Source organism: Pseudomonas segetis, from assembly GCF_900188155.1.
Classification (GTDB): Bacteria; Pseudomonadota; Gammaproteobacteria; order Pseudomonadales; family Pseudomonadaceae; genus Aquipseudomonas; species Aquipseudomonas segetis.
In genome coordinates, this window is sequence record NZ_FZOG01000001.1 from 246,262 (window position 1) to 261,641 (window position 15,380).

Annotated in this window: 11 protein-coding genes; 4 read left to right on the forward strand and 7 right to left on the reverse strand. The window is 57.2% G+C overall.

Annotation, left to right across the window (positions count from 1 at the left end; genetic code table 11):
• Positions 1 to 57: 57 nt before the first annotated feature.
• The 3 genes from CHB79_RS01210 to xseA form a co-directional block, all read right to left on the reverse strand.
• Complete coding sequence (locus CHB79_RS01210; RefSeq protein WP_089358634.1) at positions 58 to 1,098, reverse strand: TRAP transporter substrate-binding protein; 1,041 nt, start codon at positions 1,096 to 1,098, stop codon at positions 58 to 60.
• 178 nt (positions 1,099 to 1,276) lie between these two features.
• Positions 1,277 to 2,212: a LysR family transcriptional regulator gene (locus tag CHB79_RS01215; protein WP_089358635.1), complete on the reverse strand. Its 936-nt coding sequence runs from the start codon at positions 2,210 to 2,212 to the stop codon at positions 1,277 to 1,279.
• 5 nt (positions 2,213 to 2,217) lie between these two features.
• Positions 2,218 to 3,597 (reverse strand): exodeoxyribonuclease VII large subunit, encoded by a 1,380-nt coding sequence (xseA, locus tag CHB79_RS01220; protein WP_089358636.1) that lies wholly within the window; start codon positions 3,595 to 3,597, stop codon positions 2,218 to 2,220.
• Positions 3,598 to 3,709: 112 nt separating this feature from the next.
• Here xseA and CHB79_RS01225 point away from each other — a divergent pair, with 112 nt between their 5' ends.
• Entirely contained in the window at positions 3,710 to 4,261 is a 552-nt protein-coding gene (locus CHB79_RS01225; protein ID WP_089358637.1) for a sugar ABC transporter ATPase, read from the forward strand.
• 24 nt (positions 4,262 to 4,285) lie between these two features.
• Here CHB79_RS01225 and CHB79_RS01230 read toward each other — a convergent pair whose 3' ends face one another.
• Complete coding sequence (locus tag CHB79_RS01230) at positions 4,286 to 4,888, reverse strand: hypothetical protein (RefSeq protein ID WP_010484633.1); 603 nt, start codon at positions 4,886 to 4,888, stop codon at positions 4,286 to 4,288.
• Positions 4,889 to 5,147: 259 nt separating this feature from the next.
• On the opposite strand from CHB79_RS01230, the gene stpA reads away from it, so the two are divergent.
• Positions 5,148 to 6,422: a glucosylglycerol 3-phosphatase gene (stpA, locus tag CHB79_RS01235; protein ID WP_089358638.1), complete on the forward strand. Its 1,275-nt coding sequence runs from the start codon at positions 5,148 to 5,150 to the stop codon at positions 6,420 to 6,422.
• A gap of 114 nt (positions 6,423 to 6,536) precedes the next feature.
• Here the strand turns inward: stpA and CHB79_RS01240 are convergent, their stop codons facing one another.
• Both CHB79_RS01240 and CHB79_RS01245 read right to left on the reverse strand, forming a co-directional pair.
• Positions 6,537 to 8,486 carry a DEAD/DEAH box helicase gene (locus CHB79_RS01240; protein ID WP_089358639.1) on the reverse strand — a complete coding sequence of 650 codons (1,950 nt, stop codon included), beginning with the start codon at positions 8,484 to 8,486 and terminating at the stop codon, positions 6,537 to 6,539.
• Between the two features lie 93 nt (positions 8,487 to 8,579).
• Complete coding sequence (locus CHB79_RS01245) at positions 8,580 to 10,667, reverse strand: TonB-dependent siderophore receptor (RefSeq protein ID WP_089358640.1); 2,088 nt, start codon at positions 10,665 to 10,667, stop codon at positions 8,580 to 8,582.
• A 168-nt stretch (positions 10,668 to 10,835) separates the two neighbouring features.
• On the opposite strand from CHB79_RS01245, the gene guaB reads away from it, so the two are divergent.
• Positions 10,836 to 12,305: an IMP dehydrogenase gene (guaB, locus tag CHB79_RS01250; protein WP_010484641.1), complete on the forward strand. Its 1,470-nt coding sequence runs from the start codon at positions 10,836 to 10,838 to the stop codon at positions 12,303 to 12,305.
• A gap of 275 nt (positions 12,306 to 12,580) precedes the next feature.
• Positions 12,581 to 14,161 (forward strand): glutamine-hydrolyzing GMP synthase, encoded by a 1,581-nt coding sequence (guaA, locus tag CHB79_RS01255; RefSeq protein ID WP_010484643.1) that lies wholly within the window; start codon positions 12,581 to 12,583, stop codon positions 14,159 to 14,161.
• 97 nt (positions 14,162 to 14,258) lie between these two features.
• On the opposite strand, the gene CHB79_RS01260 is transcribed toward guaA, so the two are convergent.
• Positions 14,259 to 15,152, reverse strand: coding sequence for an oxidoreductase (locus CHB79_RS01260; RefSeq protein WP_089358641.1), 894 nt, complete (start codon positions 15,150 to 15,152; stop codon positions 14,259 to 14,261).
• Between the last annotated feature and the right edge of the window lie 228 nt (positions 15,153 to 15,380).

Sequence of the window (15,380 nt, forward strand, 5' to 3'; positions counted from 1 at the left end):
GACGTGACTCCGGATAGGCGTCAGCACCCCGGTCGGGCGGGGTGCTGGTTAGCCGTTTTACTGGGCGTGATTGAGGCCGGTATCTTCAAGCGCCATATCGATCCACTTGGCATCGATATTCTGCTCTTTGAGCCAGGACAGGTACGCCGGTTGGCCTTTGCTTTGGAAGGCCGCCAGGTCCTTGTCGTCCGGCTGGATCACTTCCATGCCCTGAGCCTTGAGGAATGCCAGGTCGGTGTCTTCCTGCTTGGCAATGGCTTCACGGTTCAGGCGAGTGGCTTCTTTACTGGCTTCGAGCAGTGCAGCACGGTCTTTTTCAGACAGCGAATCGAGCATGTCGCCGTTGGCCACCAGGAATTGGTCGGAATACTGGATGTTGGCCAGTGTCAGGTACTTCTGCACTTGATACAGGCTGCCCATGATGATGTAGGAGGCCGGGTTCATCTGGCCATCGGCTACGCCCGTGCGCAGGCCCATGTACAGTTCGGTCCAGGGAATTGGCGTACCCGATGCACCGAATGATTCATAAAGCGCCACCTGGCTTGGGTCCATTGCGCGAAAGCGCAAGCCAGCAAAGTCGTCAGGCGATTTGATTGGCTTTTTATTGTTGGTGAAGTTGATAAAGCCGCCTTCCTCGACAACCGCCAGCAATTGAGTGCCTGTGCGCTCCTTGAACTCGGCCTTGGAGGCGTTCCAGTACTGGCCTTGATCGAAGAACTTATGGGCGGCGCTGGCATCCTTGAACATGAACGGGATGGCGCTGACATAGATTTCAGGAAACAGCGGCGCAATACCGGCAAAGGATGCGATGTTCAAACCTGGCCCGCTGATGACTTGCTCCATGCGCTGCTCTTCTTCACCGAGCATGCTGTTTGGGTACAGCTTGATACTCAGGTCGCCGGCGCTTTTTTCTTCGGCCAGGCGTTTGAGGTTGGTGGCGAACAGGTGGACAGGGTTTTTCTCGCTGTCAGCGGCGCCGTTGTAGCTCAGGTTGATTTCGGTTGCTGCTTGCGCGACGGCCCCTGCCAGCGAGATCGCGGTGAACAGCAATCCGGCGGTGAAACGACGGGCAAGGTTATGACGCAGAATCGAATGCATATTATTTTCCTTGTGGCAGAGCGAGTTCGGAATATGGGAAAGGTTGTTGTTGTGTGAAGCCTGAGGTTTCCTGAGGGAGAAACTAGCTGTTGTCGTGTTGACTATTCAAGTCTTTGAGTGATGCATTAAATGCAACGCTATCCCCACATTGTGAAACTCGGTGCGCAGCCGACAAACGCTATTTTCTATCGCGGATACTGGGGGCGTGATCGTTGAAAAAACGCATGCCGTCGCGCAAATGCTCGAGGCAGGCCTGGCTGGCGACCGTCAGTTCCCGGCCCTTGTGGCTGACAATCCGTGCCCGTGCATCGCGCAATGCACGGTTGGCCAGGGTGCAGCGGCGAATACTGCCTGATTGCAACTCATCACTGACTGTCAGCTCCGGCATAAAGGCCACGCCAATGCCTGACTTTACGAAATTGACCAGCACCGCCACTGAATTGGTGCGCAACTTGGGGCGCAGTTGCAGGTGCTCCAGTTGAGCGACGATCACGGCCAACTGGCCCATGCCGGTGCTGTTGTGGATCAAGGCCAGGGACTCATTGCGCAATGCCGCCATGCTGATAGGCGATGTCGATTGCGCCAGCGGGTGGTCGGGTGGGGTGATCAGGTCGAGCGGCTGCAGGGTGTCGACATGGACATGCAACGAGTCATCTTCGGCGGGTGCATAAACCAGGGCAAAGTCCACCGCATCCTCTTTGACCAGGCCAATGGCTTCATTGGCACCGGCCATGTTTACTTCCAGGTCGATACCCGGATGGCTGAGGATAAAACTCTGCAGGGGCTGTGATATCAGGTCCGCAATAAAGCCTTCACCCACGGCGATACGTACATGGCCCTGGCGCAGCCCGCGCAAATCGGACAAGCGCGACAGCACGCCTCGGTCGTTGGCTTGCTGCTGGCGGTAATGGGCAACCAGCATCTCACCCGCCTCGGTCGGGCTGACGCCCTGCGCCGTGCGTTCAAGCAGGCGCGTATCAAGTTCCTGCTCCAGTGCGGCTATCTGCCGGCTTATCGCGGAAGGGTCGATATTCAAATGCTGGGCAGCGCGCCGCAACGAGCGGTGGTGAATGACTTCATTCAAATAGGCCAGCGCCCGCTGGTTAATCCGCATTGGCGTCAATCCAGCAGCGACAAGGTCGTCGGAGTGATGTGATTGTCCTCGACCCGAATAGCCAGTTCGCCTTCGCCGAGCCTGGCTTTCAAGCGTTGCCCGGGCTGGGTGTCTGCGGCCTTGCGCACCACTCGATCATTGTCATCGAGCAAGATGCTGTAGCCACGGCCGAGGGTTTCCAGCGGGCTTACCGCGTTGAGGGTTTTCATCTGGCTTTGTAGCTGCAAGCGGCGCTGCTTGAGAGCGTCGTTGATGGCCTTGGGCAAGCGCTGGGCAAAGCTGTCGAGACGCTGTCGCAGCAGTTGCAGATTGCGGCCGGGGTGCTGGGTGATCAACCGCCTGTCCAGATAGGCCAGGCGTTCTTTGCGGCTGTTGAATTGCTGCTCGAATGCACGTTGCATGCGCATGTCCAGGTCGTCCAGTTGCTGGGCTTGCTGGCGCAGCCGTTCACCCGGATGGCGCAGGCGCCGACTGGTGCTTTCAAGGCGCAATCGTTCGCGCTCAAGACGGCTTTGCAGGCGCAGCACCAGGCGTCGATGCAGATTACTCAGGCGTTGCACCAGCTCCGAGCTGTCCGGGGCGAGCAGTTCGGCGGCAGCGGAGGGCGTCGGGGCGCGGACATCGGCGACAAAATCACTGATGGAAACATCTGTTTCGTGGCCAACCGCGCTGACCAGAGGAGTGATACAGGCATCAATAGCTCGCGCTACCACTTCCTCGTTAAAGCACCAGAGGTCTTCGAGCGAGCCGCCACCGCGGGCCAGGATCAGTGCATCGTATTGCTGCTGATCGGCAAGTTGCAAGGCGCGGACAATCTGCCCCGTGGCTTCGCGTCCTTGCACGGCGGTCGGGATCAGTACCAGTTCAACCTGCGGGGCGCGGCGGCGAAACACGCTGATAATGTCGCGAATGACCGCGCCAGTGGGCGAACTGATGATACCGATGCGCTTTGGGTGGCTGGGCAGGGCGACCTTGCGCTCAGTTGCAAACAAGCCCTCGGCGCCGAGTTTTTCCTTGAGGGCTTCGAATGCCGCGCGCAAAGCACCGTCACCGGCGGGCTCCACGGTATCGAGAATCAGCTGGTAATCACCACGGCCTTCAAACAGCGAGACCTTGCCACGCACCTTTACCGCCAGGCCGTCGCGCAACTCCTGGCGAACCCGGGCCGCGCTCTGGCGAAACAAGGCGCAGCGCACCTGAGCCTGGCGGTCTTTAAGGGTAAAGTAGACATGACCCGAGGCAGGCTTGGCCAGGTTGGAAATTTCACCTTCGACCCAAATGCCGCTGAACACGTCCTCCAGCAGCAGGCGTGCACGGTTATTCAGTTGGCTGACGCTCAGCACCTCGCGGTCGAGGCCCAAGCGCTGGAACGGATCTTTAATCATGGGCGCATGATAAAGGCTTTAAACCGCTGTCGGTAGATTGTCTTGATCCAGAAACTGGCGCGATTAAACTGCGCGGCTTTTACTTATCGAAAACTTCAGCAGAGCAGGTTAAATGAACGACCAGCAAGCCATCGTTGTTCCGCAGATATCCAGCTTTCCGGGCCACGAGGGGCGGGCGCGCTTGATTGTGCGTTGGCTGGTGCAGCAAAACATCATCGAAGCGCAAATGACCACCTGTGGGCGTACGTTCAAGAAGATGGCCTATGCCATTGCGCCGGGGGCGCGGCGTGTGGTCGAGCACCCGGAGTTGTTGCCCTTTGCGCAGCCGGTCAATGGTTTGGAGATCGTCACCCGTCGCTGCATCTTTACTCCGCAGAAGGGCTTCAAGGAAGAGGCCGGTTGCCCCGAATGCAGGCAGGAGATCGGCGAGGCATTGTTCGACAGCCTTGAGAATTGGATGCCGGGATACACCGATAACTTTATCTGCCCTGAATGTCGCCATGAAGACGATATCAACGGGTTTCTTTACTTGCAGCCCTGCGGCTTTTCCAACCTGGGGTTTATCTTCAATAACTGGGCCGATGCGGTGTTCAAGCAGGCATTTATCGATGAATTCGCCGAGCGCCTGGGCTATGCCGTGCGCGTGGTGCGGGTCGATCTCTGAGGGCTGTCTCGGCTGGGCCCCTTGCTAATCTGGCTGCGACCCTGGCAGCCAGGGCTGAGCCAGTTCCATGCTGCCGTGGCCATTGCGCTTGAGGCATTTGAGTACCTCAAACCAGCTCAGCTCGGTCGGGTGGACATGCGCCGAAGGCACGATCTGTACCGCTCCTGCCGTCAGGCCAGCAGAGCCGCCATCTGGGATGAACACCGAGGTCCAGTCAGGCGCGCTGCCGACAATCAGGCAGAACTGCACAATATCGCCATCAACATAGAGCCCGACTTGGGTATTGACCTCTTCTTCAACCCCGGCCATGCGCGCCATTGTGTCTTTGATCAGGCGGTAACCGGGTACGTTGTCGAGGAGTTTGTCTTCTATGGAGTCGCGAACCCGTTTCGCCGCCCTGGTCTTCGCCAGCAAGCCCGCCAGAAAACACAGCAGCAACAATGCAAGCAGTGCGGTAATCGTCAGCGCGGTAATGCCTGCGACGCTGTGATGGTCGAATACCGGCAGCATCTTGCTAATCGGGCCTCGCAGCAAATGCACTGCTTTTTCGATGAGCACGCCAATTAAAATCAGCGGCAAAATAAACAAGACGCCGCCGAGTGCAGTTGTTTTAAGAAACTTGAACATCGAATTCTCCAAAGCGCAGTTTATGCATTGCCAATAAGCATCTGATTTCTTCCCTGGCGCATTCAAGTGTATTCAGAACGCCTTGATTGCGGTTCAGCGGTTGCTTGGGAACTGCCTAGATAAAGTTAGCCTATAAGCCCGATGGCGATGAAAAATAACTGGATAAGCCAACGCCTGACCCGGCGGTGGAACTCTCAAGCAGGCATTGCGGATGGGATGCCGGTTTGGCGCTGCCAGCCCCAGCACGTAAGATAGGGCGATGCTTGATTATCAAACAGGGTATTCCCTCGACTCCACCGAACTGCTCAACTCGCTGGCCACAACCGAGCGCTTGTTGATTGTCCAGGATCTTGACGGCGTTTGCATGGGCCTGGTCCGCGACCCGCTTACACGGGTGATAGAGCGTGACTACATTGAAGCTGCCGCGCGCTTGGCCGGGCGCTTTTATGTGTTGACCAACGGCGAACACATTGGCCGGCGCGGCGTGAATAGTATTGTCGAAAAGAGCGTGGGCGATGCTGCTCAAGCACGGGAGCGCGGGTTGTACCTGCCAGGCCTGGCAGCCGGTGGCGTGCAGTTTCAGGATCGCTTTGCCAGGGTCTCCCATCCGGGGATCAGTGAAGCCGAGCTGCGTTTTTTGCAACAAGTACCGGCCAGGTCGGAATCGTTTTTGCGCAGCCTGCTGGCGAGTTCACCCTATGGGCTTGATGATCGACTGATTAGCGAGTTGGTGGCCTCGGCCGTGCTGGATAATCGAGTGTCGCCAACGCTGAATATCAATGTGCTTTACCAGCACTTCAATGCGCAACCGGATATCTATAGACAGTTACAGCAAGATATCGCCGCCTTTATGACAAGCCTGCATGGGCAGGCAGCCGAGCAGGGGCTGGGCGCCAGCTTCTTCACCCATTACGCGCCAAACTCCGGGCGTGATGCAGCGGGGCATGAGCGCCTCAAGCTGGGCGCCGATAACCATGCGGGTACCACTGATTTCCAGTTCATGCTCAGCGGTGCGGTCAAGGAAGTTGGCTTGCTGGTGCTGCTCAATCACTACTATTTTGCCCAGACCGCCAGTTATCCACTTGGCGAAGATTTCAATGCCCGCCAAGCGCCGGGCACCCAGGCCGAGCTGCTCACGCTGGCGCTGGATAAATTTGATCCGCAATTGATGCCGCGCATTGTCGGCGTTGGTGACACCGTCAGTTCAATCGCCCAGCCAGGCTTGCAGGCATTCTCGCGTGGGGGGAGTGACCGGGGTTTTCTGCACCTGGTACAGGCCCTGGGCGAGGCGTTCGCAAGTGACAACAAGGTCGTCTATATCGACAGCAGCGCAGGCGAAGTGCGTCGTCCTGGCGTCGATGTCGAGTTCTTGCAACGGCGTCTCGCCGAGCCCGACCTGGCGCCGTGGCCAGCACTGCAAGGCATTAGTGATCCTGCCGACCCGTTGCGCCTGGATGTGATTTTTGGCGGTGGTCATCAGCAGTATGTTGAGTTCTTTTGCGAGCTGGCCGAACGCCTGGATCGCACTGCCTGAACAGATGCCCTGCACCAAGGGTGAGCAACACTAGGCCACTGAATTCGAGCGCGACCTTGATCGCTTTTTCGCATCTTTTACTCGCTGCTGCTTGCAACCTTTATCAAGGGAGCCTCAACCTCTAGCCGCCAGTAACTGGGTAGCGCCTTGTACCTTTTGCGTGTACCAAAATACCCGGCTTACACCGCGGGTTATGGCGACGTAGCCAAGGCGCAGGCTTTCGTCACGCATGGCCTGATCGTAGCTGTTCACAAAATAGCCAGAATAGGCATAGAGCGCGTTGCGCAGCGGATAGCTATCCGGCGCCTTGCAGTCGTCGACGATGATTGCAACCTGGGCTTGCAGGCCCTTGGCGCGGTGGATGGTGTAGCCCTTGACTGGCAGTTTCTTGTCGAGCTGGGCTTGTATGGCTTTGAGTGTGTGATTGGCCCTGCTCAATAACAGCACAGCGGTTTTCTCTGGCTTGCTCTGCTCGGCTGCGTAACTGCATTGCTCGCTGATTTGTTCAAGCAGCTCTGGCAAGCGTCGATTGATATCAAAGCGGCTGACAACCTTGACCCCGTGTTCGCCGGGCTGGGTAGGCCGCGATGCCTGGCAGGTTTTGTTCTGCTTGAGCTCAACGCCCTTGAGCACCTGCTCGCCTGCCGTAATGATGGGGTCGATCGAGCGATAATTGGTGGTCATCAGCAAAACGCTGCTTTTTTTCGATTTACCCTTGCTGGGGAAGTGCTTATCGAAATTCATGAACAGTTCCGGGGAGCTGCCGCGCCAGGCATAGATTGATTGCCAGTCATCACCAATGGCCATCAGGCTGACCGCTTGTTTTTGCTTGGCCAGGCTACGCTGCACGGCCTGTAGCCATTTCACGATTTGCGGTGAAATGTCCTGGAACTCATCAATCAACAAATGCTGGAACGGTTCCAGTGCAGCGCTGGCCGATGCACCCTTGTTGCCATTGAACAGCTCCGTCAATTGCTCAAAGGCCAGGTTGAAGGTGAGCAGGTCTTGTTCTTTAAGCGCCGTTTCAAAGTAGCGATTGAAAGCCACCAGTGCCTGCATGAATAAACGCTCTTGAGCGCTGCATTGCAGTTTTGCCGGGTCAAGCCCAGCGATGTGAATGCCGATGCTTTGGATAAAGTTGATCTGGGCGTAAAAAGCCTCAAACAAGGGCGCAGGGCTGAACTCGCCTTTTAGCTTGTAGGTATCCTGCGGCGCTTTGCCTGCCGGTTTGGTTTTGGCGTTATCTGCCGGGGTCGGTGGAGCGGGTAAGCTCAAAAGTTGGTGAACTTGCTGGCGGAATTCGGGTTCCGCGTCGTAGCAGGCTTGATAGGCTTGTTTCAGCAGGCGTTGCTGGGCGGCCCCCAGGCGTGATGCGGTGAGCGGGTTATCCAGCTCGTTGGGGTTGGCGGTCTTGTCGTTGAGCTGCTCGAACCAGCTTGGCTTGCCCAGCAGCGCTGTTGCCAGGGTGCCCATGGCCGAGTGGAAGGTACGCACGCATTGGCGTGCCTGGCTTTGGTCGAAGGGGTATTGCCAGAAGCTCAGCAGATCAAGCAGCTGCTTGCGCAGTTGCTCGCATGAGGCGCTGGTGAAGGAGATTACCGTCAGCTGCTCGGGCTTGATCTGCAAGTGGCACAACATAAATACCAGGCGCAGCAGCAGAGTGCTCGACTTGCCTGAGCCTGCGCCTGCAAACACACGGGTTAACGGGGCAGTGTTGAGAATCATTGCCCACTGCTCATCGGAGGGCAGGCTGACCACGCCCGCACTGGCCGCCTTGCGGACCTGGTCGCGCATGGCTTGAATCTGTTGCTCGGAAATCGGCAGTGGCGCCGGGCCATAGATGCCTTCAGTGATTTTCCTGGGGCCAGCGCTGGCAGCTTTGCGCGCTTTATTGGCCGTTTTCTTTTTTGGGTTAGCCGGGCTTTTGCTCCGAGGCTTTGCAGCACCGGTGCCGTGGCGCAGCAGGTTGCCGTCTTCAGCGCGCAAGTAGGCTGCGGTTCGCGGAAAGTAGCGAAGCAAGGCGCCTGATAATTTGAGTTTGTAGCGTTTAACAGCGGACAACATTCGACGGTTCCAGCGGGCTGATCATCTGCGGCGCTGAATCATAAGGGTTTTATAAGCTGGCAGGGGGCTGCCAGCTCAGGCTTTTTTGCATGCCTAGAAGTCGACACTGGCCTGGAGTCGAACTTCACGCGGCTCACCCACGTTGACCCGCAGGTTGCCACCGCTCGATGGGTAGTAATGCTGATCGAACAGGTTGCGCACATTGAGTTGAACGCGGGTCTTGTCGCCCAGCAATGTGCTGTCCCAGGCGATAAAGGCATCGGCCACGGTGTAGCTGTCGAGCCAGAATGAATTGCTATTGTCGCCTGCGCGCTCACCGACATAACGGGCGCCGCCTCCCACACGCCAGTTGCCTGTTTCAGGGTTGATATCGAGATCATGGGAGAGATACAAGCTGGCGACGTTTTTCGCGGCGTTGACCAGCTCGTTGCCTTGGTTCTGCGGGTCATCCTTGATTTCTGTATCGGTATAGGCGTAGGTGCCAAGCAGGTTCCAGTGTTCGGCGATGCGGCCGTTGATGTCCAGCTCGACACCACGCGATCCAACTTTTCCGGCGGCTTCAGAGCTGCCGTTATTGCTGACCACGACGTTTTCTTTCTCAATATCAAACAGCGCTACACTGGCGCTAATGCCTGGCTGCAGGTCGAGCTTTACGCCCAGCTCGTAACTGCGACCTTCTTCCGGGTCAAAGGATTCACCGGTATCTGCGTCGGATGAGTTGGGCACGAACGAGCGGCTGTAGTTGCCGTACAGCGACACCTGCTGGTTAAGCTGGTAAACCAATCCGGCGAAAGGCAGGAAGGTATTGTCAGTACGATCAGTGGTTTTCACGTATTCATCGCCACGACCTTGATCCACATACTGCTCGAAGCGCTGATAGCGACCGCCCAGCACCACAATCCATTGATCATTCAGGTGCCAGTTATCCTTGAAGTAAACCGACTGCGAGTGCAGCTCATCACTGCGATCACTTTGCGCTTGGCTGATCAGCGACGGTTCGCCGAGGTTGCCGTATTGCGGGTTATAGATATTGAAACCAGTGCTGTTGCGCCCGCGATAGGTGTCGCCACGAAAGTTATCAACCCGTTCGGTGTCAGCCCCGATCAGCACATCATGCCGTTGATCGAACAACTGTGAATGACCAATCCAGTCCCATGCCAGGTAGTGCGTCTGGTTCTTGAATTCACTGCCGTCAGCACGGCGAGTGAGGTCGCCAGTGCTTTCATCCAGCGAGGCCGGACGGGCTTCGGCGTAGTCATAGTCCTCCTGGTTCCAGCCGTAGGTCAGGCGGGTCAGCCAGTTAGGGTTGATCTGATATTCAGCCTTGGCGGTGACCAACTCATCAGTACCTTCAGCCTTTGACCAGGATTCACTAAAGCGCTTGTTGTAGTCCACGTGCGCGGGTTTGCCATTGACTATCACGGTGCCGCGATCCAGTGGCGTGGAATATTCCTTGCGCTCATAGGCCAGGCTCAGCGTCAGGTCATTGCCGGTCCAGCTCACAGACGGCGCGATAAGCGTATGTTCATCCTCGCCCGAGTTACGCCAGTAATCCTCATGCTGGCGCTCGGCAATAAAGCGGAATGCCAAGCCGCTATCGGCTAAAGGACCGGTGACATCGAGCATTGCGCTGCCGCCGCCGAAGCTGGAGGTTTCTCCACTGATCCGGCTATGCCACAGGTATTCGGGTTTCTTGCTGATCACATTGATCAATCCACCCGGTTCCAGTGCGCCATACAGAAGAGAGGCGGGGCCTTTGAGGACTTCGACGCGCTCGGTGGTTGCACTGAAGTTGCGCGATAAGCTGGAGCGGATGCCGTCACGCAAGATCGAGCCATCGGCATTAGTACCGAAACCACGTTTGACAAAGCCATCCTGGCTGCCTGCCAAGGTATTGCTCTGCGTAATGCCACTGACGAAGTTCATTGCATCATCCAGGCTATTGACCTGGAAGTCCTCGATCACCTGTTCTGTCACGACTTGTACCGCTTGTGCTTCTTGCATGATCGGCACCGCGCTTTTACTGGCGGTGCTGGCAGTGTCGCTGCTGTATTCAGTGTTGAGTCGCTGACCTGTGACTTGTTGTCCGGGTAATTCGAAGGCTTCGTTGGCTTTTGCTGACAGCGGGCTGAAGGCAAGGGTGGCGAAGGCGGTGCTGGCGATTATGCGACAAAATTGCATTTGTATATAATTCTTCAGTGCTTTTGATAATCATTATTATGTGTGTGCTTAGGCCTGAACTCCAACCTTTGCGTTGCATTTAAATTCCTTTGCTTGTTTGCATTGAGTGCACGGCTACTGCTGGGTATAATGGCGCGCTTCCTATTTTCCCGTCTGGGAGCCCCCGCCATGCTGCGTATTAGTCAAGAAGCCCTTACCTTCGACGACGTTTTACTTATTCCCGGTTATTCCGATGTTCTGCCGAAGGACGTCAGCCTCAAGACTCGCCTGACTCGTGGAATCGAGCTGAATATTCCTTTGCTTTCAGCTGCGATGGACACTGTTACTGAGGCGCGTCTGGCGATTGCCATGGCGCAAGAAGGCGGCATCGGCATCATCCACAAGAACATGACCATCGAGCAGCAAGCTGCCGAAGTGCGCAAGGTCAAGAAGTTCGAGGCAGGTGTGGTCAAGGACCCCATCACCATCGAGGCTGACGCCACGGTGCGTGACCTGTTCGAGCTGACGCGCCAGAACAACATCTCCGGTGTGCCAGTACTGTCCAACGGTGATCTGGTCGGCATCGTCACTTCACGTGACGTGCGCTTCGAAACCCGCATGGACGCCAAGGTCCATGAAGTGATGACGCCAAAAGAGCGTTTGGTCACGGTCAAAGAAGGCGCCGATAAAGAAGTCGTGCGCGATTTGCTGCACAAGCACCGTATCGAAAAAGTCCTGATCGTCAACGATGCCTTCCAGCTGAAGGGCATGATGACGGTTAAGGACATCGAGAAAGCCAAGGCATACCCGCTGGCCAGCAAAGACGACCAGGCTCGCCTGCGTGTTGGCGCGGCAGTCGGCACCGGCCCGGAAACGGGCGACCGCGTGACAGCTCTGGCGGCTGCCGGGGTTGATGTGATTATCGTCGACACCGCCCACGGCCACTCCAAAGGTGTGATTGATCGTGTGCGCTGGGTCAAGCAGAACTTCCCCGAGATCCAGGTCATTGGTGGCAACATCGCCACTGGCGCTGCTGCCAAGGCGCTGGTCGAAGCAGGTGCGGATGCCGTTAAAGTCGGTATCGGCCCAGGCTCGATCTGCACCACGCGTATTGTTGCTGGTGTGGGCGTACCGCAAATCTCAGCGGTGGCCAATGTTGCTGCAGCCCTCGAGGGCACTGGCGTGCCGCTGATAGCTGACGGTGGCATCCGCTTCTCGGGTGACTTGTCCAAAGCCATAGTGGCTGGCGCATCCTGCGTGATGATCGGGTCGATGCTGGCCGGTACTGAAGAAGCGCCGGGCGAAGTCGAGCTGTTCCAGGGCCGCTCCTACAAGGCATACCGTGGCATGGGCTCGCTGGGCGCTATGTCGCAGGCGCAAGGCTCGTCCGACCGCTATTTCCAGGACTCCTCGGCTGGTGCTGAGAAGTTGGTGCCGGAAGGTATTGAAGGTCGCGTGCCATACAAAGGCGCGATGGCGGCAATCGTTCACCAGTTGATGGGTGGCCTGCGTGCATCCATGGGCTACACCGGTTGTGCAACAGTCGAAGACATGCGCACCAAGCCCGAGTTTGTTCGCATCACCGGCGCGGGTATGGCTGAGTCGCACGTGCATGACGTGCAGATTACCAAGGAAGCGCCGAACTACCGCGTCGGCTAAGGAACCTCTGGAAAACTACTACGCTCGGTATTACTGCGTTAAAAAACTGCTCAAAATGCTCATTTACAACACGTAAAGTCGAGCGCGACCTCGGTCACTTTTTCGCAGTTTTTTGCCTTGTACTCCCGTCGCTCGCTACGTTTTTCAGAGGCCCCTGAAATCCTTTTGACGCTACTGCGCTCGCGGTGCGGCAAAATGATTTTTATAGAGATTGAAAAGTACGGGGCTGTTTACTCAGCCCTTGTCATTTGTGGATTCCGCTACGAGAGACGGTTATGGCTCACCCTGATATTCACGCCCATCGCATCCTTATCCTGGATTTCGGTTCCCAGTACACCCAGTTGATCGCCCGTCGCGTGCGTGAAATCGGGGTTTATTGCGAGCTGCATCCGTTTGACATGAGCGATGACGACATTCGCGCATTCGCCCCGCGCGGCATCATTCTCGCAGGTGGTCCTGAGTCGGTTCACGAGCTTAACAGCCCGCGTGCCCCGCAAGCTGTATTTGACCTGGGTGTGCCGGTTCTGGGTATTTGCTACGGCATGCAAACCATGGCAGAGCAGATGGGCGGCAAGGTGCTCGGTTCCGACATCCGTGAGTTTGGTTATGCGCGCGTTGATGTAGTCGGCAAGGGGCGCTTGCTCGACGGTATCGAAGATCATGTCGATGACGACGGTGTATTCGGCCTCGATGTGTGGATGAGCCACGGCGACAAAGTGACCGCCATGCCAGAAGGCTTCAGTGTCCTGGCAAGCACGCCGAGCTGTCCGATTGCCGGCATGTTCGACGATGCGCGTGGCTACTACGGCGTGCAGTTCCATCCGGAAGTGACTCACACCAAGCAGGGCGGCCGCATTCTCTCGCGCTTCGTGCTCGATATCGCCGGTTGTGAAGCCCTGTGGACGCCGTCGAATATCGTTGAAGACGCCATTGCCCAGGTGCGCCAGCAAGTGGGCGATGCCAATGTACTGCTCGGTCTGTCTGGCGGCGTTGACTCATCTGTGGTCGCAGCCTTGCTGCACAAGGCAATTGGCGATCAGCTGACCTGTGTCTTCGTTGATAACGGCTTGCTGCGCTTGCACGAAGGCGAGCAGGTAATGGCCATGTTTGCTGAAAACATGGGCGTCAAGGTGATTCGCGCCAATGCTGAAGCGCAGTTCCTCGACAACCTGGCTGGCGAAGCAGATCCGGAGAAGAAGCGCAAAATCATCGGTCGTACCTTTATCGACGTATTCGATGCCCAAGCCTCGAAGCTGGAGAACATCCAGTTCCTCGCCCAAGGCACCATCTACCCGGACGTGATCGAGTCTGCCGGTGCCAAGACTGGCAAGGCACATGTGATCAAGTCGCACCACAACGTTGGTGGCCTGCCTGAGGAAATGAACCTCAAGCTGGTCGAGCCACTGCGCGAACTGTTCAAGGACGAAGTGCGCAAGATCGGTCTTGAATTGGGCTTGCCGTTCGACATGGTATACCGCCACCCATTCCCGGGTCCGGGCCTTGGCGTGCGTATCCTCGGTGAAGTGAAAAAGGAATACGCCGACCTGCTGCGTCGTGCGGATCATATCTTCATTGAAGAGCTGCGTAACTTCGACTGGTACCACAAGACCAGCCAGGCATTCGTGGTATTCCAGCCGGTCAAGTCGGTTGGCGTGGTCGGCGATGGCCGTCGCTACGCATGGGTTGTGGCTCTGCGCGCCGTTGAAACCATCGACTTCATGACCGCGCGCTGGGCACACCTGCCTTATGAGCTGCTGGAAAAAGTCAGCAACCGCATCATCAATGAGATCGAAGGCATCTCACGCGTCACCTACGACGTATCGAGCAAGCCGCCAGCGACCATTGAGTGGGAATGATCCCGCAGTCGGTCTAGGCCGATGGAGTAACCAAAAGCTCGCGTAATTGCGGGCTTTTTGGGTTTTGGGTTTTCAGGCTGGCTTGTAAATCAGGGTCTCAACCCGGTCCATCGCTGGCGGCGGCAAGCAGAGGTACGATCAGGTCGCTGATCGGTGTCGGGATGCCACGAGCCTGAGCGCGGCGCTGGATAACCCCGTTGCGACAGTCCCATTCCAGTGGCTGGCCAGCTGATCGGTCGGCAAGGATCGAGGTGCCTTGGTCGGCCGGGTAGCGGCGAAATACGTCGATAATATCCTGCGGTACTTGGTCGCTCAGCACCGCACCTTCGGCACGGGCCACCACAAGGCATTCGCGAAGATAGGCCAGAGCCAGTTCGCTGATATCCGTTCTGGCGAACATGCCTGCACGGCGACCTGTCAGAACCATCAAGCCAGCGGCGGCATTCTGTAGCAGTTTGCGCCATGCGACAGAGGTGAAGTCAGGCGTTACGTCGACTGAGCACAATGTGCCTGCCAGCGCCTTGGTAACAAGCGCGGTCGCCGGAGTGTCCGGCAAGGTGAGACGAGCTTTGGCGCGCAGCCACACCGATGAGTCCGGCTCGCGTTGCGCAGGGAACCACACCACTGAAGGCAGGACCTGATTGCCGGGCAAATATGGCTCGATAAGTGTTTTTTGCTCAACGCCATTCTGCAGTGCGCAAACCAGGGTTTTCTCGCTGCACAACGCCGAAAGCCAAGGGGCGATGGCATCGATTTGAGTCGCCTTGACTGCAACGAACACCAGGTCGAATGCGGTTTCGATCGCGGCTGGGGCGGTAAGCACCGGGCCGGGTACCAGGATGCGCCCGCCATCGTGGCGCAGTTCCAGCTGCTTGAGTGCTGATCGGCCACAGATCGTCGGCGTGCGTCCAACCTCATGCAGCGCCGCCGCAATGGTGGTGCCGATCGCTCCGGGGCCAATGAGGGCGATGCTAGGGTTTTCAGGCGTCATTGTTTTTATCCCGTCTTGATCGTGATTGTCTGTTTTGCCAACCATGCAGTTCCGGGCTTTCTGGATCAAGTGTTCCGTGGCGACCTGCACTTGTCTTGGGCATTCATGGATGGCCAGCCTTCCAAGCTTTTGCTTTAGCACTGTAGTGTCTGGTCGCTCGGCCTTGCCGTTCATGTCGTGATAAAATCCCGGTATCGCCGACTGAAGTGATTTGTGGCAATACAGGTT

Excerpts from the sequence above, each read along its gene's own strand:
- CHB79_RS01210 (WP_089358634.1), bottom strand. The coding sequence starts at position 1,098 with ATGCATTCGATTCTGCGTCATAACCTTGCCCGTCGTTTCACCGCCGGA.
- CHB79_RS01215 (WP_089358635.1), bottom strand. The coding sequence starts at position 2,212 with ATGCGGATTAACCAGCGGGCGCTGGCCTATTTGAATGAAGTCATTCAC.
- xseA (WP_089358636.1), bottom strand. The coding sequence starts at position 3,597 with ATGATTAAAGATCCGTTCCAGCGCTTGGGCCTCGACCGCGAGGTGCTG.
- CHB79_RS01225 (WP_089358637.1), top strand. The coding sequence starts at position 3,710 with ATGAACGACCAGCAAGCCATCGTTGTTCCGCAGATATCCAGCTTTCCG.
- CHB79_RS01230 (WP_010484633.1), bottom strand. The coding sequence starts at position 4,888 with ATGTTCAAGTTTCTTAAAACAACTGCACTCGGCGGCGTCTTGTTTATT.
- stpA (WP_089358638.1), top strand. The coding sequence starts at position 5,148 with ATGCTTGATTATCAAACAGGGTATTCCCTCGACTCCACCGAACTGCTC.
- CHB79_RS01240 (WP_089358639.1), bottom strand. The coding sequence starts at position 8,486 with ATGTTGTCCGCTGTTAAACGCTACAAACTCAAATTATCAGGCGCCTTG.
- CHB79_RS01245 (WP_089358640.1), bottom strand. The coding sequence starts at position 10,667 with ATGCAATTTTGTCGCATAATCGCCAGCACCGCCTTCGCCACCCTTGCC.
- guaB (WP_010484641.1), top strand. The coding sequence starts at position 10,836 with ATGCTGCGTATTAGTCAAGAAGCCCTTACCTTCGACGACGTTTTACTT.
- guaA (WP_010484643.1), top strand. The coding sequence starts at position 12,581 with ATGGCTCACCCTGATATTCACGCCCATCGCATCCTTATCCTGGATTTC.
- CHB79_RS01260 (WP_089358641.1), bottom strand. The coding sequence starts at position 15,152 with ATGACGCCTGAAAACCCTAGCATCGCCCTCATTGGCCCCGGAGCGATC.